The sequence below is a fragment of the uncultured Marinobacter sp. genome (assembly GCF_913055835.1).
Lineage (GTDB): Bacteria > Pseudomonadota > Gammaproteobacteria > Pseudomonadales > Oleiphilaceae > Marinobacter.
On record NZ_CAJXKQ010000031.1, the window covers coordinates 16716 to 38023 of the forward strand.

The following is a 21308-nucleotide window of genomic DNA, read 5'->3' on the forward strand; positions in this document are numbered from 1 at the left end:
TCTGCCAGCACTGGCGCGTTGATGCCAGTGCTGGCGCCCTCCCGGGCCGGGTTGATCCGGCGGGAAGAAAGGAAAGTAAAAGCTAACTAGCCGTTTTTGCTGATAAACCTGGCGATCAGGTCTTTCAGGCCACGGGACATGGCGCTGAGCCGGTCACTGCTTTGCTTGGCGGAGTCGGCCTGGGCATCACTGTGATCAGCCAGCTCGGCAATGTTGGTGATCTGACGATTGATCTCATCGGACACCTGGCTTTGCTCTTCAAAGGCCGCAGACATGCTGATAAAGCTGTCGGAAATGGTCTCGATCGATGTCACGATATCCTTCAGGGAGTTTTCGGCTTCGCGCACCTTTTCAAGCCCCTTGCCAGCCACTGCCTCGCCGTCACGGGTTGCCTGAACCGCCGAGTCCACCTGCTGCCGGAAGTCGTCGATAACGTTCTGGATCCGCACGGTGGATTCCCTCGTGCGGCGAGCAAGAGAGCGCACCTCGTCCGCCACCACAGCAAAACCGCGACCCTGTTCACCCGCCCGGGCGGCTTCAATAGCTGCGTTCAGAGCCAGCAGATTGGTCTGCTCGGCAATCTCGGAAATCAGGTTGGCGGCCTCACCAATGCTGTTGGTGGACTCACCCAGCTTGCTGATGGTCGAACCAATACCGTTCACCCGGGTTACCAGCTCCTCGATGGCCACCAGTGCCTCGGCGCTCCGGTCGCTGCCCACCCCCGCCAGGCGATTGGCTTCTTCGGCTTCACGGGCATTGCTGTTAACTGACTCGGCCACTTCCTGGATTGACGCGGTCATTTCATTGATGGCCGAAGCGGTCTGGTCGGTTTCCGCCCGCTGCCGGGCGATCGCCGCTGCGCCATCGCTGATATAGCCATGGGAAGCCCTTGCCTGCTCGTAGAGCAGTTCCGCCTGGTCATCAATACGGGCCAGAGCCGTACGAACCCGGGCTTCTTCACTGACCAGCAACAACGACAGCTGCGAGAACAGACCCCGCTCGTCACTGTAGGTACGGGCGACGATGGGATCGCGGAAGGCATCCGGGCGAAGGTCCAGCAGCTTACGCAAGCGAGCGGCCAGGGAATTGAAGACCAGGCCGAACCCAAGCGCATGACCCACAACAATCAGGCCTGCGGCCAACCAGGGTTGATTGATCTGGAGGGCACCGAGGCTGAGTATCAGCGACACCAGAAACGGCCAGCCGGAACGAAGCATCGACAACGCACGGTTACTGAAGGATGAGGTCAGTTTGCCGGCAGAAATCTTGCCATAAAGACGCTCAGCACGGGCGATCTGCTCGCGGGTTGGCTCGACCCGCACCGACTCGTAGCCCACCATCTGGCCATTCTCACGAATCGGTGTGACGTAGGCGCTGACCCAGTAATGGTCGCCACTCTTGGCCCGGTTCTTGACCACGCCCATCCAGGCCTTGCCGGCCTTCAGGTAGTCCCACATATCCTTGAACACGGCCTGGGGCATGTCCGGATGGCGGATGATGTTGTGGGCCTGGCCCACCAGCTCTTCCTGGGAGAATCCGCTGATTTCCACGAACTCATCGTTGCAGTAGGTGATTACGCCCTTCAAATCCGTGGTGCTGATCAACCGCCCGCCTTTACGCATCTTGATTTCACGTTGGGTAACCGGGAGATTCTTGCGCATAAACGGACCTTCTGACTGGAGCTGACCACAGGAATAAAACAGGCAGCAAGGGTAAACCCCAATGAACATCAATGATATTCATCAACGGTTACCCTGCGTATGAGGAGTGTAACGGCAGCCCTTAAGAGAACCTTAGTCCGTGCAGATACTTATGCCGAAACGGCCAGCCGCGCCCGGGGATGGAAACGGGCATTGACCCAGAGGGAGAAGACAATCACGCCACCGCCGATCGCCAGCCTCAGTAAATCGGCATCGCGGTTCCAGATCAGCAGGTTCACGACAAGGCCCGCCGGCACCAGGGCATTGTTCATGATGGCCAGGGTACCGGCATCAACCACACAGGCACCGCGATTCCAGAGGAACAGGCCGAGGCCGGAGGCCGCAAGGCCCAGCCATGCCAGAATGCCCCATTGCACCGGCGTGGTTGGCAGCTTGTCGGCATTGCCAAAAATCAGGAAGGAAGGCAGCGCGATAATCAGGGCACCGAAGAAGAAATAGCCGAAGGTGCGGTAAGCAGGCATGCCGGTAGGGTAATGCTGCATCACATGCTTGTAACCTACCTGGCCGGCAGCAAACGTGAAGTTCGCCACCTGGAGCAACAGAAAACCGGTGATGAAGTCCTCACTGAGGCCGTCATAGCGTATGATACCTGCCCCGACCGTTGCGATGGCTGCGGCCAGAAGCGCCACCGGTGAAAACCGGCGGAAAAGCGCGTCATCGAGCAGGGTCACGTACAGCGGGGTGAAAATCGTGAACAGCAGCACTTCCGGCACGGTCAGGTAGCTGAAAGACCGGTAAAGGCACAGATAGGTAATACCGAACTGCAGCATGCCGGTTACCAGGATGCCCAGCTTCTGTCCTGACGCCACGCCACGCCAGCGGGTGAACGGCAGAAACACCAGGGCACCCAGCAGAACACGGCTGAGTACCGCAAAATCACTGTCTACCTGGCCGGCCAGAAATTCGCCAATCAGACTGAATGAAAACGCCCACAGAACGGTAACAAAAACCAGAAGTCCCATCGCCACTGCCATCTGTTGTGATCAAGGCGCGTACTTTAACGGTTTTGGGAGAAACTTGCAGTGCAGAAGCATCGGATAGCGCTCAATGGATGAGATTCACCAGCCATTACCGGAACCCAGGCAACCTCTGGTAGCCAGAACCCTCACCGAGTGGCGTACGCTCGCGGTTCTGGGCGGGCCGATCCTGATTGCCCAGGTTGCCCAGATGGCCAACGGTGTGATCGATACCATCATGGCCGGCCACGCGAGTGCCGAGGATCTTGCGGCAGTGGGTATTGGTAGCAGCCTGTGGATGCCCTTGTTCCTGTTTTTCATGGGCATGCTGGGGGCGCTGCAACCCATAATCTCCGGCTACAACGGTGCCCGGGAGGTCGGGAAAATCATGCCCGCCACCTGGCAGGGACTGTATCTGGCCGCTGCCGGGTCCGTGATCATGATCCTGTTGCTGACCCACGTACACCCGGTGCTGGCGCTTCTGAACCTGGAGGCCAACACCGCGCGCATTACCCAGGGCTACCTTAATGCCTTCGCCTGGGGTATTCCTGCCCTGCTGTTACTGACAGCACTTCGGGGCCTGACCGATGGCCTCGGGCACACACGCGTGATCATGGCCTTCTCCGTGCTCAGCACACTGATCAACCTTCCGATGAACTACATCTTCATCTACGGCAAACTGGGGCTGCCGGCGTTTGGTGGCGTTGGCTGTGGCTGGGCGACCTCCATCTCCAACGGTGTCGCGGCAGCGGCATTGCTCGTATACCTGAACCTCAGCCGGGTTTACCGTCAGTTCCACCTTATTTCCGACTGGGTCAAGCCGGATCTGGCAGGCATTCGCTACATCCTCGGTATCGGCGTGCCCATTGGCTTTACCATCTTCGTTGAGGCCAGCCTGTTCTCGGTGATCGCCCTGTTTCTGGCACCCCTCGGCCCGGTTGTGGTGGCCGGGCACCAGATTGCCCTGAACGTGGTGTCTTTACTGTTCATGCTGCCACTGAGCATAGGCATGGCGCTGACGCTGCGCGTCAGCTTCCTGATGGGCGCCCGGGCGCCGGCTACCGCGCGGCTGATCTCCCGCAGTTCGCTGATTCTCGCTGCCGCTACGGCGCTGGTTTTCGCAATACTGCTGTTCGTGTTCTCCCGGGAGATCGCAGCACTCTACACCAGCGATACCGAGGTTCAGGCGGTCACCGTCAGGCTCCTGATGTTCGCGGCCCTGTTCCAGATTGCCGACGTTATCCAGGTAACCTGCATCAGCGCCCTGCGCGGTTACAAGGACACCCGCATTCCGATGTTCATCATGCTGTTTTCATTCTGGGGCGTGGGCATGCCCCTAGGATATCTGCTGACCTTCACCGACTGGCTGGTGCCGGCTATGGGCGCTGCCGGCTTCTGGGTAGGCCTGACCGGTGGGCTGGCATCGGCCAGCATTCTGTTGGGATGGCGACTTTTCCTGTATGCGCCGGATAACCGTCAGACGGCATTGGCTGCCGGTTCCGGCGACTCCTGAAGATCCGCAAAAACAATCCGGTCCCGACCGGTTTCCTTGGCTTCGTATAGCGCGGTGTCGGCCCGGGCCAGCCAGCTATCGACGCCCTCACCATGCCGGAGCAAGGCCACACCAAACGAAGCGGTGACCGATCCACCGGGGTGCTTCATGTACTTGCGCAGAACCTGCTGTAAATTGTTCATTACCGCCTTGAGGCCAATGCCATCAACTCCCGGCAAGAGCAGCACAAACTCCTCACCACCGTACCGGAACAGCTGGTCTGATTTGCGCGTGTTCTGTTTGAGCAAGGCAACCAGCTCGGTAAGCACATCATCGCCGACACCGTGGCCATGCTCATCGTTGATTCTCTTGAAATGATCGATATCCAGCAGAACCAGGGCATAGGGCAGGCCGGTACGCTCGGCATCTGCCGCGGCCAGATCCAGCTCCTGATCCATTGACCGCCGGTTCTTGATACCGGTGAGCGGATCAATGGTTGCCAGGTGCTCCAGGCGCTCCCGCTGATCGTGGTTTCTGTGAGCGAATACATAGGCGCAGGCGCTGACCACAAAGGCGGTTGAGGCGAACGACCACATCTGTACGTCCGAGCGGAAGGCGCCGCCATGAACAATCAGGGCAACGACCGAAGCAATGTTCAGAAACACTGCGATACGGGGATTTGCGAGGAAGAAGGTGGTTACCAGACAGGGGTATAGCCAGAATAGCCCGGGCTCTCCCACCACAGTACCCACCGCCACCGCACCGGAACAGGCAATGACCGCAGACGCCAGACCGCTTCTGCGGGTATCTCCGGTAATCCAGGCATAGACCACGGCACCCAGGATACCCAGGAGAATCGAGCTATCCACCAGTCCAGCCAACACATTACCCTGCATGAAGCGCATGACCGCAAAGGGCGTGATGCCCAGAATGGCGGAGGCCCCGAGCAGGGTAATAATGGACAGCCTGAAATCCGTTCTGAGCCGATAGAGCATTTAGCTTATTCGTCCGATCAAAGTACTATTTTTAATTCCAGAATAGCGCAAGCAACTTGAATGATCGTTACAGGGCAACGATTCTTTACACATTCTCCCTCAAAAAAGACAAAGTGTGAACGCCTGCTCATTTTTTTGTATCAAAGAACAGCACAAGCCGTAAAATCAGGTAAAACCACGCCATTCCATGGCCACAGGCATGCTCACTTCAGTGGAGCCCCAAAGGCATTCGGGGTTACACTTGCTATGCTAAGTAACTAACCTGTACACGAGACACCTGATTTGACCGAACTCGTCCGAATCGCACCCGGCGCGCTGACCATCGGCCGGCCTCTGCCCTTTAACGTCTACGACGCAGACGGCAATGTCCTTCTGCGCCAGGGCTATGTGATTCAGACCAATTCCCAGCTGGAACAACTGTTCGAACGGGGCCGGTTCAAGCCCCGCAAGATCGAGCGTCCCCAGGAAGAAGTCTTCGAGGACAACCGGGAGCGCAATCCCTTTGCCGACTACCCGGACCTGCTCCACTCCCTCGAAGCAACCCTGAACGCCATCACCGAATCCGACCCCTCGGCACAGAAACGCCTGCTGGGCCTGGCCCGGATGATCGAGCGCACCTGCAGCGAATCACCGGACGCCAGCCTGGCCCTGGTCCATCTCTATTCGATCGGGCCGGTCATTCATGAACAGATCCTGTTCTACGCCATTCTGTGCCAGTTCATCGGCCGGCAGTTCGGGCTGGAAGAGAACCGGGTTTCTGTTCTCACCGCAGCCGCGCTCACGGCCAATCTTGCCCTTGTGCCGATTGCCGACAAGCTCAACGCCTCCAATACGGTCCTGAACGACGAGCAACGGAGCGTGATTCGCAAGCACCCCCAGCGCAGTATCCAGGCTCTCAGGGCCGCAGGCATTGATAACAAGCTACTGCTCACCATCATCGCCCAGCATCATGAACAGGCCGACGGCACTGGCTATCCGAAGGGGCTCAGCGGCACCGAAATACGGCCGGAAGCGGAAATTCTTGCGCTGGCGGAGCGCTACGTGGCGATGATCACCAAACGGGCCTACCGACAGCGCATGAACGTGGCCAACGCCAGAAAGCTGATTGCAAATCTTGCCGATGGCAAGTTCCGCCCGGCCATACCCAAGGCCCTGCTACAGGTGCTGGGCGAGTTCCCGCCCGGCATTCTGGTGCGTCTGGAAAACAACGAAGTGGGCGTGGTCACCCGCCGGCCGGTGCGGGCCCGGGGGCCTTTCGTGAAAGCCATCTTCGGCCCCCGGGGCAATCGCTACACCGGCACCTTCGAGCGGGACACCAGCGAGCCCGATTTCGGTATCCAGTCCCTGGAAGAGCCCGAGATCATGCCCTCCATGGACTTCAGTCTGGTCTGGGGCTTTCGCTCCTGAACATCCTTATCTCGCTATAGACCCAGTGCTTTGGCGTGATGATCGAGGTGATCATCAATGAACGAGGCAATGAAGAAATAGCTGTGGTCGTAGCCCCGATGCATGCGCAGGTTGATGTGATGGTGGAACTTCTCACAGGTATCCGCCAGTACATCCGGGTTCAACTGGCTGTCCAGAAACTCGTCTGCAGTGCCCTGATCAACCAGTAGCGGCAGGCGTTCCCGGGCGGTCGGGATCAGCAGTGTGGCATCCCATTCTTCCCAGCTACGCGGATTATCGCCGAGATAGCCCTTGAACGCTTTCTGGCCCCAGGGACATTCAGTGGGGTTGGCGATGGGTGCGAACGCCGATACCGAGGCATAGCGGCCGGGGTTCTTCAGGGCGCAAATCAGGGCGCCGTGGCCGCCCATGGAATGGCCACTGACAGACCGTTTGTCTGTTACAGGCAATTCGTTCTCGATCAACTGCGGCAATTCCTTCACCACATAGTCATACATCCGGTAATGCGGCGCCCAGGGCTGTTGGGTGGCGTTAATGTAGAAACCGGCCCCGGAGCCAAAGTCGTAACTGTCGTCTTCACCCGGCAGGTTCAAACCCCGGGGGCTGGTGTCCGGGCAAACAATCGCCATTCCCAGTTTCGCAGCCTTCTTCAGGGCAGCGGCCTTTTGCATGAAATTCTGGTCGGTACAGGTCAGCCCCGATAGCCAATAGAGGACCGGCACCTTGCCCGGGTTGGAGCCCACGGCCACGGGCGGCAGGTACACCGCAAATTCCATGTCGCATTCGAGGGTCGCGGAGGTATGCCGGTACCGGCGGTGCTCGCCTTCGAAACAGACGTTCGTGGATAGGAGTTCCATAGTGTCCTCAATTCAGAAAATAAGTGTGTTTCAGTCCAGGGCACTGGCGTGCTTCGGCGGCTCCAGACCAAAACCGGTGCGCGCCAGCTCGGCCAGGATAGCTGTACGCGTGACTATACCAATCAGTTTGTCGTGATCCACAACAGGGTAAACTTTTGGCTTACCCGCACCGAGGTTCTGGGCGAGATCCACAACGGCCATCTCTGCCGAAATCGTTACCGGTTTCCGGAACATGACATCGTCAACCAGCGGGTCGCCCTCGCGGTGATAGCCGCTGACCAGCAGAGCGTGGATGCAGTCCTGCTCGGAGATAAAACCGATGACATGGCGCTGGTCATCAACTACCGGCAGGCCGGTTACGTGGTTGTGGAGCAGTGTCTTAACCACTTTGGTGAGCTGCGTGCCGCAACGGATCGGCTCGATGTGGTTCCACATGACATCTGACACTTTCAGTGAACGCATGGGCAGAATCCCTCCCCTTGTTGGATGGTCGCCATTGCTATGAGCATAGGCAATCACACCCGAATCCACCACTTTTCCCGGGCCATCGGTTTACACCGGAAAATATCTGACTAAACTCAACCGGTTATACCCAATCCGGGTCAAAAATCCAAACCAATCCATGGCATACAGAGGGAGATCCCATGGAAGCTATTTCTGAATTCGTAGGGCAGATAAACGGACTGGTCTGGGGCCCTCCCATGCTGGTCCTGATACTTGGCGTCGGGCTGTTCCTCAGTCTGGGGCTCAAGCTGATGCCGGTGCTGAAGCTGGGCGCCGGGTTCCGGCTGATGTGGAAGGGCCGCACCGCCGCCGGTGCCGAGTCCCAAGGTGAAATCCCGCCGTTCCAGGCATTGATGACAGCGCTCTCCGCCACCGTGGGCACCGGCAACATTGCCGGGGTTGCCACGGCGGTGTTCCTGGGCGGCCCCGGGGCCCTGTTCTGGATGTGGCTCACGGCCCTGGTGGGCATGGCCACCAAGTACTCTGAAGCAGTGCTGGCCGTGCGCTACCGGGAAGTGGACGAGCGCGGTGATCACGTCGGTGGCCCCATGTACTACATCCGCAACGGGCTGGGGCGCAAGTGGGCCTGGCTTGGCGTGCTGTTTGCGGTCTTTGCCGCCATCGCCGGGTTTGGCATCGGCAACACGGTGCAGGCCAACTCGGTGGCCGATGTCATGGAGACCAATTTCGGGCTGCCACACTGGCTGACCGGCCTGGTTCTCATGGTTCTGGTGGGCATGGTCCTGATTGGCGGTATTCGCAGGATTGGCCACGTAGCCAGCGCTCTGGTGCCCCTGATGGCGGTTTCCTATCTGATTGCCGGGCTGGTCGTGCTGGCTATCAACGCCGCCGATATTCCTGCCGCCATTACCCTGGTGATCAAGCATGCCTTCAGCCCCATCGCCGCCGAAGGTGGCTTTGCCGGTGCAGCAGTCTGGGCAGCGATCCGCTTTGGTGTGGCCCGGGGTATCTTTTCCAATGAAGCTGGCCTGGGCTCCGCCCCCATCGCCCACGCCGCGGCGCAAACCCGTAACCCGATCAACCAGGGCATGGTGGCCATGCTCGGCACCTTCATCGATACCATCATTATCTGCACCATCACCGGTCTGGTGATCATCACCTCCGGCACCTGGACCTCTGGCGAATCCGGCGCCGCACTGACTTCAATGGCGTTTCAGGAGGCACTACCCGGCGTTGGCAACTATCTTGTAGCTATTGCCCTGGCAGTATTCGCCTTCACCACCATCCTTGGCTGGTCATTCTACGGGGAGCGCTGTATCGAATTCCTGTTCGGCGTAAAGGCCATAGTGCCGTACCGTGTTGCATGGATTCTGGCCATCCCCGTGGGCGCGACTCTGAACCTAGGTTTTGTGTGGCTGGTGGCAGACACCCTGAACGCCATGATGGCGCTGCCAAACCTGATAGCTCTGCTCATGCTGAGCCCGGTAGTATTCAAACTCACCCGGGAGCACTTTGAGAAAGAGAAGGCTCTGGGGGTTTGAACCCCTTGTAATTGCCTCATCCTGCACCAAGGTTTGTCGTATACACTCAGAACATAACCCGGCAGTTTTCGGGCCGGAATAACTAACGAAATTGTCACTAACATGATCGAAGGAGAGTACACATGACTTTACGTCTCGGAGATACCGCACCCGATTTTGAGCAGGACTCCAGTGAAGGGAAGATTTCGTTTTACGACTGGCTGGGCGACAGCTGGGGCGTGCTGTTTTCACACCCGGCGGATTTTACCCCGGTCTGCACCACGGAACTGGGCCTGACAGCCAAGCTGAAGGATGAATTCGCCAAGCGCGGCGTGAAGGCCATCGCCCTGAGTGTTGACCCGGTCGATTCCCACCACGAGTGGATCAAGGACATCAACGAAACCCAGGGCTGCTCGGTGAACTTCCCGATCATCGCGGACCATGATCGTAAGGTGTCGCAGCTGTACGACATGATTCACCCCAACGCCGACAGCAGCCTCACCGTGCGTTCGCTGTTCGTGATTGATCCGAACAAGAAAGTGCGGCTGATGATTACCTACCCGGCCAGCACCGGTCGTAACTTCAACGAAGTTCTGCGGGTAATCGATTCGCTGCAGCTGACCGACGAGCACAAGGTTGCCACACCGGGCAACTGGGAGCGTGGCGGCGATGTAGTGATCGTTCCGTCCCTGCAGGACGAGGATGAAATCAAGCAGCGCTTCCCGAAAGGCTACAAGGCCGTGAAGTCCTACCTGCGGATGACACCGGACCCGAAAGCCAACTGGAGCGGTGACTGATCACCAGCCTCCAACGCAAATAGAAAGGCCGGGCAGCTTGCGCTGTCCGGCCTTTTTTGTGCGACTGAGGTCAGGTGAATACCTTCACCTGACCTCGATACCTCAACGATCAGAATGCCGGAACAACGGCACCCTCATACTTCTCCATGATGAAGTCGCGAACCGCGTCAGACTTCAGCGCGGCAGCCAGTTTCTGCATGGCTTCGCTATCCTTGTTATCCGGACGGGCAACCAGGATGTTCACGTAGGGTGACTCGGATCCCTCGATCACCAGCGCGTCTTCAGACGGGTTCAATCCGGCTTCCAGCGCATAGTTGGTGTTGATCAGCGCCAGGTCCACCTGGTTCAGGATACGGGGCAGGGTGGCTGCTTCCAGCTCCTTGAAGTCCAGGTCTTTCGGGTTCTCGGCAATATCACGGGGTGTGGCTGTGATCTTGCTTTCATCCTTCAGGGTAATCACGCCGGCCTTCTGCAGGAGCAGCAGTGCACGGCCACCGTTGGTGGGGTCGTTCGGAATGGCAACCACCGCACCTTCTTTCAGCTCGTCCAGCGAATCGATCTTGCTGGAGTAGGCGCCAAACGGCTCAACGTGAACACCGGTCACGGTTACCAGGTTGGTGCCACGGCCTTCGTTGAACTCGTCCAGGTACGGCTGGTGCTGGAAGAAATTGGCGTCCATCCGCTTCTGGTCCACCTGGATGTTTGGCTGGATGTAGTCAGTGAATACCTTCACGTCCAGTTCCACGCCCTGCTCAGCCAACTGGGGCTTCACGAATTCCAGGATTTCCGCGTGGGGAACCGGTGTGGCTGCTACAGAGAGTTCTTCGGCAGCAACGGCGCCGGAGAAAGTAGCTGCGGCAGCCAGTGCTGCGAGTGTTTTCTTCAGATTCATAGAGCGATTCTCCTGTTGGACATCTTGAACGAATGAATTCGGGTTGGGAGTACGGCCCGCAGTCGGTCGGAAACCCCTTCCGAAAAACGCCCGTGAATACGTCCATGTAGGGCTCGGTCGCGCCATCCCTGGCGCTCCACGTTTTCGGAAGGGGTTTCCAACCGCCCGCCGGCCTATGCCCAGCTTTTCTATTTTCTGCTGAAGTACAGAACCAGACGGTCGCCGACCATCTGCAGCACCTGTACGAAAATAACCAGTAGGGCGACTGTAATGACCATTACATCGGTCTGGAATCGTTGATAGCCGAAGCGGATGGCCAGGTCGCCGAGGCCGCCGCCACCGATCACACCGGACATGGCCGCGTAGGACACCAGCGTTATTGCAGTAACAGTAATGCCGGCGATGATGCCCGGAAGCGCTTCCGGTAACAGAGCACCGAAGATAATCTGTTTAACGCTGGCGCCCATGGCCTGGGTGGCTTCGATGATGCCCCGGTCCACTTCCCTAAGGGAGGTTTCTACCAACCGTGCAAAGAACGGTGCACCGCCAGCCACCAGGGGCGGAATCGCTCCGGCCACGCCCAGAGACGTGCCGATCAGCATTACGGTGAAGGGAATCATAACGATCAGCAGGATGATAAACGGCACGGAACGGAGTACGTTCACCACGAACGACAGCACCGCATAGGCTACCGGCTGTTCCAGCAGCTGGCGTTTGCCGAAAAGGAACAGCAGGACACCGATGGGCAGGCCGATCAGAACACTGAATAGCAGGGACATGCCCACCATCACCAGGGTGTCCCAGCTGGCCCAGCCGATTTCGGTCCAGTCTACATTGCTCAACAGGGCTTCCATCAGCGCAGTACCTCCACGTGAACGTCGGCGGCTTTCAGCGCCTCCATGGCCACCTGCAGATCACCGCCCACCAGAGACAGGGTCAGCTGGCCGTAGGGGGTGTCCTTGATGTGGTCGATGCGGCCGGAGAGGATGCTGAAATCCACGCCAGATTCCCGGGCGACGCTGCCCAGCAGCGGCTTGTAGGTGGATTCGCCCTTGAAGGTCAGGCGCAGGATGCGGCCGTCGGCCTTGCTCAGGTCTTCCTGCAGTTCTTCCCGGTCAATGCTTTCACTCTCGAATACGAAGTCCCGGGTGGTCGGATGCTTCGGGTGCAGGAACACTTCGCTGACCGGGCCCATTTCCACCACTTCACCGGCGTCCATCACCGCCACCCGGTCGCAGACGCGGCGTACCACGTCCATTTCGTGGGTGATCAGGACGATGGTGAGGCCTAGTTCGCGGTTGATATCCGCCAGAAGCTTCAGCACCGACTGGGTGGTTTGCGGGTCCAGGGCGCTGGTGGCTTCGTCGCAGAGCAGGATCGTGGGCCGGCAGGCGAGGGCGCGGGCAATGCCCACTCGCTGTTTCTGACCGCCGGAGAGCTGCGACGGGTATTTGTTGGCGTGGTCGGTGAGGCTGACACGGGCCAGCAGTTCTTCAACGCGATCCCGGATTTCAGCCTTGGAGTAAATGCCTGCCAGCTTCATGGGGAAAGCAATGTTGTCCGCCACGGTTTTCGACGACAGCAGGTTGAAATGCTGGAAGATCATGCCGACCTTGCGCCGGAACGCACGCAACTCGGCGGCGTCGTAGTCGGTGATGTTTTCGTCATCGATCAGGATGCGGCCACCGGTGGGCGGCTCCAGCAGGTTGATCAGACGCACCAGCGTCGATTTGCCGGCGCCGGAATGGCCAACGATGCCGAATACCTCTCCGGTTTCAATGGTCATATCGGTGGGATGCAGCGCGGGGATCGCCCGGCCGCCTACCTGATACGACTTCTGTACCTGGTCAAATACAATCACGGTCAGCGCCTTGTGGGTGCAGCGTTAAAACCGGCGATTATAGCCCAAACGGCGGGCAAACCCGAATTCCGGAATGATTCTCAGTGTGGGTAGATATCCCTACACAAACGGTTACCTGACACCGGACAGCCCGGTGAACTAAACTTGGATAACAAAAGAACCTTACACTTGCCAGAGGCGCGCTGCCCAGAGACTCACCAACGTGACCAACGAAAAACAACCAACGCCCTCAAGGATGAATTCTACCCAGGCATGGGTTACCTATCTCAGCAAAGTCGAGCTACCAGTACTGGCCAATACGCTGCGACGCATCAACGAACTGACCGACAGCAAAAACAGCACGGTTAATGAGCTGGCAAACGTGATTCTCAACGATGCCCAGCTCACCTCACAGGTGCTGCGGCTGTCCAATACCGTGTTTTATAACCAGACCCGGACCCAGGTCAGCACCGTAAGCCGAGCCATCACCCTGATTGGTTTTGACGCCGTGAAATCCATGGCCATCTCCTCACTGATCGTCGACACCCTGTTGAAACGCAACGATCGCCCTCACCTGTTGCGCTGTCTGGCCCGGGCCATTCACGCCGCTGTCCAGGCCCGGTGCCTGATGCCAAAACGCAACGAGACGGCGCTTGAAGAGGTGTTTATCGGGGCGTTGCTGATGAATATCGGCGAATTGGCCTTCTGGTCCTGTGAAACCGATCAGGCCAGGGAACTGGAAGAACGCCTGCGACTCGATGAGCCGCCGGTTGAGGCGCAAAAGGCTGTGCTGCATTCGACTTTTACCGAAATCACCCGCGGCCTTGTGGATGCCTGGTCTCTTGGACCGTTCATCAAGGATGTGGTCTCTCCGGGACAGGCCAACTCCATGGCCTCTAGCCTGGTGCGGAATTCCGTGGATATGGCGCGCTTGTCCGAACAGGGCTGGAGCGGCCCGGACATGGACAAGGTACTGGAACGTCTGGGCAAAGACATTGGCGAAAGCCCGGCCGTAGTACGCGACCAGCTCAAGGTGAACGCCTCTGAGGCGACCCGGGTGGCCGTTTCCCTGGGCATTCCCCAGGTCACCGCCATGATGCCCGGCGCGGAGGGCAAGCCCGGTGACATCGGGGCAAAGGCCCCCGACATGGATCCGGAATTACAACTGGAAATCCTGCGTGAACTGAGCCAGTGCCTGGCCGAGAAACCGGACATCAACGAAGTTTGTCAGCTGGTCATCGAGGGTATCCACAGGGCAATTGGTATGCAGCGGGTGGCCCTGTTGATGGGCGACCGCACCGGCAACGAGCTGGTGCCCCGCAAACTGGGTGGCCGTGGCACCGAGGAATGGCGCCAGCACTTCGTGATCCGCAAGGACGGCACTGGTCCGCTGGGCCCGTTATTGCCCCATGCACACTGCAGCATCTACGAGCCCAAACCAAACGCCGAAGGGGTCCCCTACGATCGCTGGCTCGGCAAAGTACCTGCGCTGATTGGTCCGATCAAGGCCAATGGACGCCTTATTGGCCTGTTCTACGCGGACAATGCGGCCGGCACCTACACGCCCTCGAAAGAGCAGCTGTCCGCATTCGGCCACTTCATCCAGAACGCGCAGCTGTGCCTGACGCTGTTATCAACACACTGACAGCCAGAACGAGAGGGTTCCGGCTGTCAGTCGTTTCCTAGTGCAGAGCTCGCATTTGGCGCGGATAGAGCGCTGCACTGACTTCCGGCTCTTCCAACAGGTCTGCCAGCTCGCGGTCTACGGTGGTCTCTTCACCTTCTTCCGGCAGTGGCTCGAACAGGGTGCTGAGCCAGGAGGCAACGGAAGGGGCTTCATCCCGTTTGTAATCGGTGGACAGCGCCTTGATGCGGCGGAAGCCGATAATGCGCTGGTGCTTGGGATCCCGAATCTGTTCAAACCCCCGCCAATACACGTGATCCCGGGTGTGCAATTGAACGAACAGGGTGTCGATAGGGCCGTCTGAATCATCGGCACTCACTGCACTCTCGGCACCCTCGGCTTCTTCCTCGACGGCTTCCTGGGCCGCTTCGGCTTCCACTTCAGGTTTTTTGTGGCGGATTGTGGTCCAGGCCGGGTAGAGCACGGCCACGGCATCCGCTTCAACATGCTCGCGGGCGGCGCGGAGGATCAACCCCCAGCGGGCCTTGTCGGCATCGGTTTCAAGGGAATTTATGGGCAAGTCGTAGCTTTGCTCGCTGGACAGAACGATGGCCATCATCGGGGCGTCTAACTCCCCCATGGCCTCGGCCTGTGCTACTGATACCAGTTCATCGATTGCCATCGGTTGGTTCATAATACGCTCGCCTCCTCGATGCCATCAGGGTCGTTCAGGAAGAAGGTTCTTCCTGACTGACAGCATAGCCTGTTCCAGCTACAAAGATAAACGTGGAGTTTCACCCGCCGGATCACAACCCCCGAATTCATCAAAACGCGTCATCGAGCTTCTCATAGTTACTGAACCAGGGATTCGCCTCCTCCAGCTGAGCAGCCAGCTGAAGCAAGGTCGCCTCGGCGCCATGGGGGGCAACGAACTGCACCCCTACCGGTAAACCGTCGGCCGTCCAATGCATGGGCACCGACATGGCTGGCGTCCCGGTGAGATTGGCCAACTGGGTAAACGGGGTCCGCGCCAGGCTTTCCAGGGCCATCTGGTCCACCTGGCCCGAGCGATGCACCAGTTTACCGGCCTTGAGCTTCAACATCAGGCGTGCTGCAAATTTGAGATGGGCCGGCGTTTCCAGCTCGCCGATGGCCGCAGGTAACTGCCCGGTGGTCGGGCTGAGGTAGAGATCGTAACTCCCGAAGAACGCCCCCAGCGATCTGGCAAACTCGTTCCACTGCTGGCGTCGGCGGACATAATCGGAAAGCGGCATGGTCTCTCCAAGCATGCCGATCAGCCGGGTATCCAGTTCGAAATCACCGTCCGTGGCGCCGAACTGCTCTTTCGCCTTCGCCATCAGGGCGGAAACCTCGCCGAAATACAGGCCCAGATAGCAACGCGCCAGAGCCATGCCGTCGAATTCCGGCGCAGCATACTCAACCCTGTGACCGAGGTTCTCAAGAATCCGGGCCGTTTCCTCCACGGCAGCGACGCACTCCGGCGCAACCTCCGTATTGTAGGGTGACGACGTGAACACGCCGATTCTCAGGCTGCCCGGAGACCGCTGCATCAGCTCTGCATAGGCCGCGGAGGGAGCGGGAATCTCGAATGGATCGCCTGGCGCCGGCCCGCTGAGCACATCCAGCATCGTTGCACTGTCCCTGACCGTTCGGCTAACCACATGATCGGTGGAGGCACCGGTCCAGGCTTCGCCCATAAAGGGCCCTGAAGAAATTCGACCACGGGACGGCTTCAATCCGAACAGCCCGTTGTAGGCTGCGGGAATACGGATAGAACCGCCACCATCGTTGGCGCCCGCCATGGGCACGATGCCCGCTGCAACCGCCGCACCCGAGCCACCGCTGGAGCCCCCGGGGGTGAGTTCCGTATTCCAGGGGTTACGCGTTGGCCCCCAGAGTTCAGACTCGGTAACCGCTTTCAGACCAAACTCCGGCGTGGCAGTTCGCCCGAGGAACACCAGGCCGGCATGCCGTGCCCGGCGGACGAACTCCGAATCCTGGGGCGCAATGTTCTTTCTCAATCCCCGGCTGCCATAGGTACACGGGTGGCCAGCCTGTTCCTGGGCGAGGTCCTTGAGCAGCAGGGGCACTCCGGCAAACACGGCCTGCTCCGGGAAACCCTGGGCCGGCGCTTCGGAAAACTGGGGATAGCAGATCGCATTCAGCGTGCCGTTTACGTGGGTTGCCCGCTCTACAGCCGCCTCGCATACTTCCCTTGAAGTGACCTCGCGCCGACGAACAAGATCAGCAAGTGCGGTAGCATCGTAACGAAGGTATTCGGATTGCTTCATGGCAGGTTCCATTTGTTATTCTGTTTTGAGGAAGGTCACGGGTATAACGTCTATGGTCCGATTTCTCAAGAGCTTACGCCAGCTTGCCGTGATTTTCATCCTGGCAGCCCCGGCGTCCGTTGCCGCCCAGGAGGCACCGGCTGCGACCAGCGACGACAGCGACTGGACCCGCGTTGTACGGTCCTCGCCCTATTGGGTCAGCCAGGGGGTGTTTGAAAACATTCTCACTATACGGCGTTGGGTGCTCAAGGAATCCGGCTACTGCGCCAATGCCGATCGCCACGTTCTGTACGACATGCGCGGCCGGTTCCTGGCCTGGATCAGTGACGGTGAAGACCGCGAGGCCACCCAGAGCCTATTGAATGCAACCCGGAAATCATTGTTTGAGAATGGCAAGGTGGAAGACTGGGTTGCCGGAGAGACCGGCCAGACCGGCTATCCATTCGCCCTGTCCTGCGACCAGCCCCATGTCAACGTCGATGAAGCCGTTGCCCGTTATCTTGGCACTTTGCCTGCTGACCGCATCTGGGGGGCCTGGGACGACCTCAATTTTGCCGACAGCAGTGCTCCGGAAAGCCTCCATGACGCACTGATCTACGTGTACGAACACCGCAGCAGCCAGAACCGCCTGACCCTGCCACAAGCCTTGCCGCGGTATCTGGCCGGCCAGATCCTGATTGAGAGTGGGGCACAGGCACGCGCCCATTCCCGTGCGAACGCCAGGGGCATCCTGCAGTTGTCTCCTGCGGCTCTCTCGGACTGCGAAATTGCCCCCGACAATTTCTGGCACCGGCTGGCGCAGATCGACTGCGCCCTGCGATTGATGAACCAGAATGCCCGCAATCTGGCACCGGTTTTCCAGCAACGGTTTGGCCACCTGCCGGAGGCCAAAAGGGACCGATTGTTCACTCTGTTGCTGGTTCAGGCGTATCATGGCGGCGCCGGACGGGTCCAGGCGCTGTTGGACGATCCGGTTCTGGCACAGCCAGCCGAGTATTTTGCCGCCAACCATGAACGCTTTACCGCCGGCGACATTGCCTTCGGCCTGATTTTTCACAACCTTGGGCGGGACCGTCTCGGTCTTGCCTCGCTCTACTATGTGGCAGACGTTCAGCTGGCAACCGAGGCCCTGTGTCGCACGGCCAAACTGACCTCAACGGAATTCTGTGAATGGAAGTACTCAACCAACTGATACCCGAAAGCCTGAGCCTTCCAGTCGCCGTTTTCCTGCTAGCCAGCTCCACCATTACTTCGATGATCACCGCCAGCCTCGGCGCAGGTGGTGGCGTTCTACTGCTGGTACTGATGGCCAGCTGGATGCCGCCCGCGGCTATCATCCCGGTCCACGGCATGATCCAGCTGGGCTCCAATGTTGGTCGGGCGGCACTGACCTGGCGGCACATAGACTGGCGGGTAATTGCGGCGTTCCTGCCCGGCGTGATCGCAGGCGCAGCGCTGGGAGCCTGGTTACTGGTGAATCTTCCAGCACACATCTGGCAGCTGACCATTGCCCTGTTCGTGCTCTATCTTTGCTGGGGGCCGGCACTGCCGAAGGGTGCCTTTGGTGCCCCCGGAGTGTTTCTGGCGTCGGCGTTCACCAGTTTTGTCAGCCTGTTCGTGGGCGCCACCGGGCCGCTGGTTGCGGCGTTTATCAAACAGATTCATACCGACCGGTTCAAAACCGTGGCCACCTTCGCCATGGCCATGACTCTGCAGCACGCCCCGAAGGCGCTGGTATTCGGAGTTGCCGGATTCATGTTCTTTGAATGGCTGCCATTCATACTCGCCATGATTGCCTGCGGCTTTGCCGGCACCTGGATCGGGCTGCACGTGCTGAGGTCCCTGAGCAACCGGAAGTTCACACTGATCTTCAACCTGGTGCTGACCGCGCTTGCAATCCGCCTGCTATGGCAGGCCAGCCTCTCAGCCGGCTGGTGGTGACGGCACCACAACAACCCTGTTACGCCCCCGGGATTTGGCGATGTAGCTGCCCTCGTCTGCCCGGGCCATGACCTCTCTGGGGCCGCTGTCTTCCGGTGTCAGTTCCGTCAGGCCAATGCTCGTGGTAACACCGAATGAGCGGCCATCATGCTCGATACGAAGCGCCTCAACAGCGGCACGGATCCGTTCCGCCAGCGCCTCGGCCCTGTCCATGCCGCAGGCAGGCAAAATAATGCCGAACTCATCCCCGCCGAGCCTGGCTACGGTATCGGACTGGCGAACCGATTCCCTGAACAATTCTGCCAGCCGTTTAAGCAAGTCATCACCAACCAGGTGGCCGCCTTCATCGTTTACCGGCTTGAAGTAGTCGAGATCGATCAGCATCAGTACTGAGCGGACTTCCTGCCGACCGGCCTCGCCGAGGCACCGGACCAGCGAGGCATTGAACGCGCGGCGGTTCAGCAACTGGGTCAGGCTGTCGTGCGTCGCTTCCCAGGACAGCCTCTCCTCCTGCTGACGTCGGTCGCTGTCGTCCCGCAGCACAAACACCAGGCGTTCATCGTCGCGCCCCTGACGAATATGCAGCATGGTCAGATCAATGGGGAAGGAAACACCCAGCGAGTTCCGCAAGGTCACATAAAGGCTGTCCAGGTCCTCCCCGGCCAGAAACTCCTGTGCCGTCAGTTCCCGCTGTTCCGTTTCGATGGTAACCAACTGGAAGAAGTTTCTGAGCAGGCATTCACCCTCCGTGCCCAGCAGGCGGCAGGCAGCATCGTTGGCAAACCGGATAACACCCTCCACATCGACCATCAGGACGCCTTCCTGAAGAACGCGGAGTATCGTCTCTGCGCGCTGCTGCTCGGTCTTGAGTGCCTCTTCCACCTCCAGTTCATGGGATATATCCCGAACGACCGTGATGGTGCCGAGGGCTTTTTCCGAGGTCTGGATTGCTGCGGTCATGACGTCTGCCCAGATCACCCGGTCCGGAGCAGGAGTTTCCAGTCTCAACCGCCCCCGCAAAATGCTCTGATTCCTGATCGCGTCTTTCCAGCCTGCAATCGCTCCCGGCCGGTCCGCCTCATGTATGCGATTGGTCAGGTAATCAGAGGTAAGTTCTTCCGCAGGCTTGCCGACGATAGCCTCGAAGGCCGGATTGGCAAATTCGATGCGGCCAAGAACGTCAGTCTGGACGATACCGATGGGGGCACTCTGAGTGAGAGAACGGAAAAACGCTTCTCTTTCGGCCAGAGATACCAGCACCTCGTCCCGCTCATCGGTCACCGTGTTGAATATCTCTGCAACACGACGGATTTCCTTGCCTCCCGAAACATCCACCGGATCGGAACGCATACCCAGATGACGTTCACGGATCTGGATACCCAATGTCTTGAGCGGCGCCATCAGACGCCGGAAACGCCACAGCGCCAGGGGCGCAATCAACAGAATGACCAGCAAGAGTATCCATACGAAAGCATCCACCGTGCGGGTAATCGGCGCGAGAGCTTCGCGAGCCGGCCATGACGCCGACACGAACCAGGGCACCTGGGTCAGCTGCTGCACCGACATAATGGTCTTTTCGCCACTGCTGTTGACGGTATCCAATGTCCCCTCAAAGCCTTCCATAGCATCCCGAAGCACAGGATTGGCCACCCTCACTGGCGACATGGCCTCAGCCCCTCGCTGGTTAACAACCACAAAGCCACCCCGGGTTGCCACTTCAAGGTAGCCCGTAGTACCTATCCGGATATTGATAAACTGATCCAGAAAATTGTTTCCATCCAGCGCAATGGCACCGCCAATCACGCCAATGAAGCGTTGGCGATGGTCGAAGATCGGCGCAGCCACCATGATGGCCGGCTTTTCCTGATAATGAGAGATGTAGGGCTCGCTGATCACCGGGGTGAGCGTGGAGGAAATCCGGCGGAAATACTCCCGCTTGCTGACATTCAGGCCCGCCTGCCGATAATCCTGCGGATGCTCGGCAATCACCAGGCCGTTTTCATCCATCAGGTAGACAGCATCAAACAGATGCTCAAGGGCGGTTTGCCGGCGAATCAGAACACGTGCCCTTGCGTCCAGTACATCGCTGGACATGGTCAGGTTCTGGGCCACGTGGTTGAGTGCTTCAAGACGCAAGGCGAGCTTGTCATCCAGCTCCCCGGCAATCAGTGTGGCAATTGTTTCCACCTGGTTGCGGGCCTGCTGTTCCAGCTCAGAACGGCTCAGCAGGAAACCGGCAACGGTTACCAGCAAAGCCGTCAGGATGATCGCAACAACCACCAGAGCAACAGCCCTATTCGCAAGGCTACCCAACCATTGCTTTATCAGCATGGCATCCAGGCTCCCCAAGGGGTTCGACAACCAGTGATGATCTAACCTCCGTTCTTTGCTCTTCTTGCGTCTCTCATGTCTGACTTAAGTCTATCAGAGGGGGATTCAATGTCAGATAACCTGCTTGCAAATTAACTGATAATCGTTATTATTTAGGT

18 protein-coding genes are annotated in these 21308 nt (G+C 58.9%); 7 read left to right on the forward strand and 11 right to left on the reverse strand.

Annotation, left to right across the window (positions count from 1 at the left end):
• Positions 1 to 86: 86 nt before the first annotated feature.
• Together QZ534_RS14990 and QZ534_RS14995 are read right to left on the reverse strand one after the other, a co-directional pair.
• Positions 87 to 1661 carry a PAS domain-containing methyl-accepting chemotaxis protein gene (locus tag QZ534_RS14990; RefSeq protein WP_296935475.1) on the reverse strand — a complete coding sequence of 525 codons (1575 nt, stop codon included), beginning with the start codon at positions 1659 to 1661 and terminating at the stop codon, positions 87 to 89.
• A 149-nt stretch (positions 1662 to 1810) separates the two neighbouring features.
• Positions 1811 to 2683 carry a carboxylate/amino acid/amine transporter gene (locus tag QZ534_RS14995; RefSeq protein ID WP_296935477.1) on the reverse strand — a complete coding sequence of 291 codons (873 nt, stop codon included), beginning with the start codon at positions 2681 to 2683 and terminating at the stop codon, positions 1811 to 1813.
• An 85-nt stretch (positions 2684 to 2768) separates the two neighbouring features.
• On the opposite strand from QZ534_RS14995, the gene QZ534_RS15000 reads away from it, so the two are divergent.
• The gene (locus QZ534_RS15000) at positions 2769 to 4190 is read left to right on the forward strand and encodes an MATE family efflux transporter (protein WP_296935479.1); all 1422 of its coding nucleotides are present in this window, start codon (positions 2769 to 2771) and stop codon (positions 4188 to 4190) included.
• Here QZ534_RS15000 and QZ534_RS15005 read toward each other — a convergent pair.
• A complete protein-coding gene (locus QZ534_RS15005; protein WP_296935481.1) occupies positions 4154 to 5164 on the reverse strand; it encodes a GGDEF domain-containing protein in 1011 nt (336 codons plus the stop codon). The genes QZ534_RS15000 and QZ534_RS15005 overlap by 37 nt on opposite strands.
• A 282-nt stretch (positions 5165 to 5446) precedes the next feature.
• Here QZ534_RS15005 and QZ534_RS15010 point away from each other — a divergent pair, with 282 nt between their 5' ends.
• The gene (locus QZ534_RS15010; protein ID WP_296935482.1) at positions 5447 to 6571 is read left to right on the forward strand and encodes an HD domain-containing phosphohydrolase; all 1125 of its coding nucleotides are present in this window, start codon (positions 5447 to 5449) and stop codon (positions 6569 to 6571) included.
• 14 nt (positions 6572 to 6585) lie between these two features.
• Here the strand turns inward: QZ534_RS15010 and fghA are convergent, their stop codons facing one another.
• Together fghA and QZ534_RS15020 are read right to left on the reverse strand one after the other, a co-directional pair.
• Positions 6586 to 7428 (reverse strand): S-formylglutathione hydrolase, encoded by an 843-nt coding sequence (gene fghA, locus QZ534_RS15015; protein ID WP_296935484.1) that lies wholly within the window; start codon positions 7426 to 7428, stop codon positions 6586 to 6588.
• Between the two features lie 30 nt (positions 7429 to 7458).
• Positions 7459 to 7890 (reverse strand): CBS domain-containing protein, encoded by a 432-nt coding sequence (locus QZ534_RS15020; RefSeq protein ID WP_296935485.1) that lies wholly within the window; start codon positions 7888 to 7890, stop codon positions 7459 to 7461.
• Positions 7891 to 8072: 182 nt separating this feature from the next.
• Here QZ534_RS15020 and QZ534_RS15025 point away from each other — a divergent pair, with 182 nt between their 5' ends.
• Together QZ534_RS15025 and QZ534_RS15030 are read left to right on the forward strand one after the other, a co-directional pair.
• Positions 8073 to 9434, forward strand: a complete 1362-nt coding sequence (locus QZ534_RS15025) for a sodium:alanine symporter family protein (RefSeq protein ID WP_296935486.1) — start codon at positions 8073 to 8075, stop codon at positions 9432 to 9434.
• Positions 9435 to 9556: 122 nt separating this feature from the next.
• Positions 9557 to 10210, forward strand: coding sequence for a peroxiredoxin (locus QZ534_RS15030; RefSeq protein WP_064229279.1), 654 nt, complete (start codon positions 9557 to 9559; stop codon positions 10208 to 10210).
• Positions 10211 to 10319: 109 nt separating this feature from the next.
• Here the strand turns inward: QZ534_RS15030 and QZ534_RS15035 are convergent, their stop codons facing one another.
• The 3 genes from QZ534_RS15035 to QZ534_RS15045 all read right to left on the reverse strand — a co-directional run bounded on the left by QZ534_RS15035 (position 10320) and on the right by QZ534_RS15045 (position 12963).
• Positions 10320 to 11102 carry a MetQ/NlpA family ABC transporter substrate-binding protein gene (locus QZ534_RS15035; RefSeq protein WP_296935487.1) on the reverse strand — a complete coding sequence of 261 codons (783 nt, stop codon included), beginning with the start codon at positions 11100 to 11102 and terminating at the stop codon, positions 10320 to 10322.
• 188 nt (positions 11103 to 11290) lie between these two features.
• Positions 11291 to 11956 carry a methionine ABC transporter permease gene (locus tag QZ534_RS15040; RefSeq protein ID WP_104320885.1) on the reverse strand — a complete coding sequence of 222 codons (666 nt, stop codon included), beginning with the start codon at positions 11954 to 11956 and terminating at the stop codon, positions 11291 to 11293.
• A complete protein-coding gene (locus QZ534_RS15045) occupies positions 11956 to 12963 on the reverse strand; it encodes a methionine ABC transporter ATP-binding protein (protein ID WP_296935490.1) in 1008 nt (335 codons plus the stop codon). The genes QZ534_RS15040 and QZ534_RS15045 overlap by 1 nt, the downstream gene beginning before the upstream one ends.
• 202 nt (positions 12964 to 13165) lie before the next feature.
• Between QZ534_RS15045 and QZ534_RS15050 the strand changes: the two genes are divergently transcribed.
• Positions 13166 to 14587, forward strand: a complete 1422-nt coding sequence (locus QZ534_RS15050; protein WP_296935492.1) for an HDOD domain-containing protein — start codon at positions 13166 to 13168, stop codon at positions 14585 to 14587.
• Between the two features lie 37 nt (positions 14588 to 14624).
• On the opposite strand, the gene QZ534_RS15055 is transcribed toward QZ534_RS15050, so the two are convergent.
• Both QZ534_RS15055 and QZ534_RS15060 read right to left on the reverse strand, forming a co-directional pair.
• Complete coding sequence (locus tag QZ534_RS15055) at positions 14625 to 15260, reverse strand: hypothetical protein (RefSeq protein ID WP_296935493.1); 636 nt, start codon at positions 15258 to 15260, stop codon at positions 14625 to 14627.
• Positions 15261 to 15390: 130 nt separating this feature from the next.
• On the reverse strand, positions 15391 to 16878 hold the full coding sequence (locus tag QZ534_RS15060; protein WP_296935495.1) for an amidase: 1488 nt from the start codon (positions 16876 to 16878) through the stop codon (positions 15391 to 15393).
• 52 nt (positions 16879 to 16930) lie between these two features.
• Between QZ534_RS15060 and QZ534_RS15065 the strand changes: the two genes are divergently transcribed.
• Entirely contained in the window at positions 16931 to 18070 is a 1140-nt protein-coding gene (locus QZ534_RS15065; RefSeq protein WP_296935497.1) for a hypothetical protein, read from the forward strand.
• Positions 18049 to 18819, forward strand: coding sequence for a sulfite exporter TauE/SafE family protein (locus QZ534_RS15070; protein WP_296935499.1), 771 nt, complete (start codon positions 18049 to 18051; stop codon positions 18817 to 18819). Before QZ534_RS15065 ends, QZ534_RS15070 begins: the two co-directional genes overlap by 22 nt.
• On the opposite strand, the gene QZ534_RS15075 is transcribed toward QZ534_RS15070, so the two are convergent.
• Positions 18802 to 21150 (reverse strand): diguanylate cyclase, encoded by a 2349-nt coding sequence (locus QZ534_RS15075; protein ID WP_296935502.1) that lies wholly within the window; start codon positions 21148 to 21150, stop codon positions 18802 to 18804. The two genes, QZ534_RS15070 and QZ534_RS15075, sit on opposite strands and share 18 nt — an antisense overlap.
• Positions 21151 to 21308: the final 158 nt, after the last annotated feature.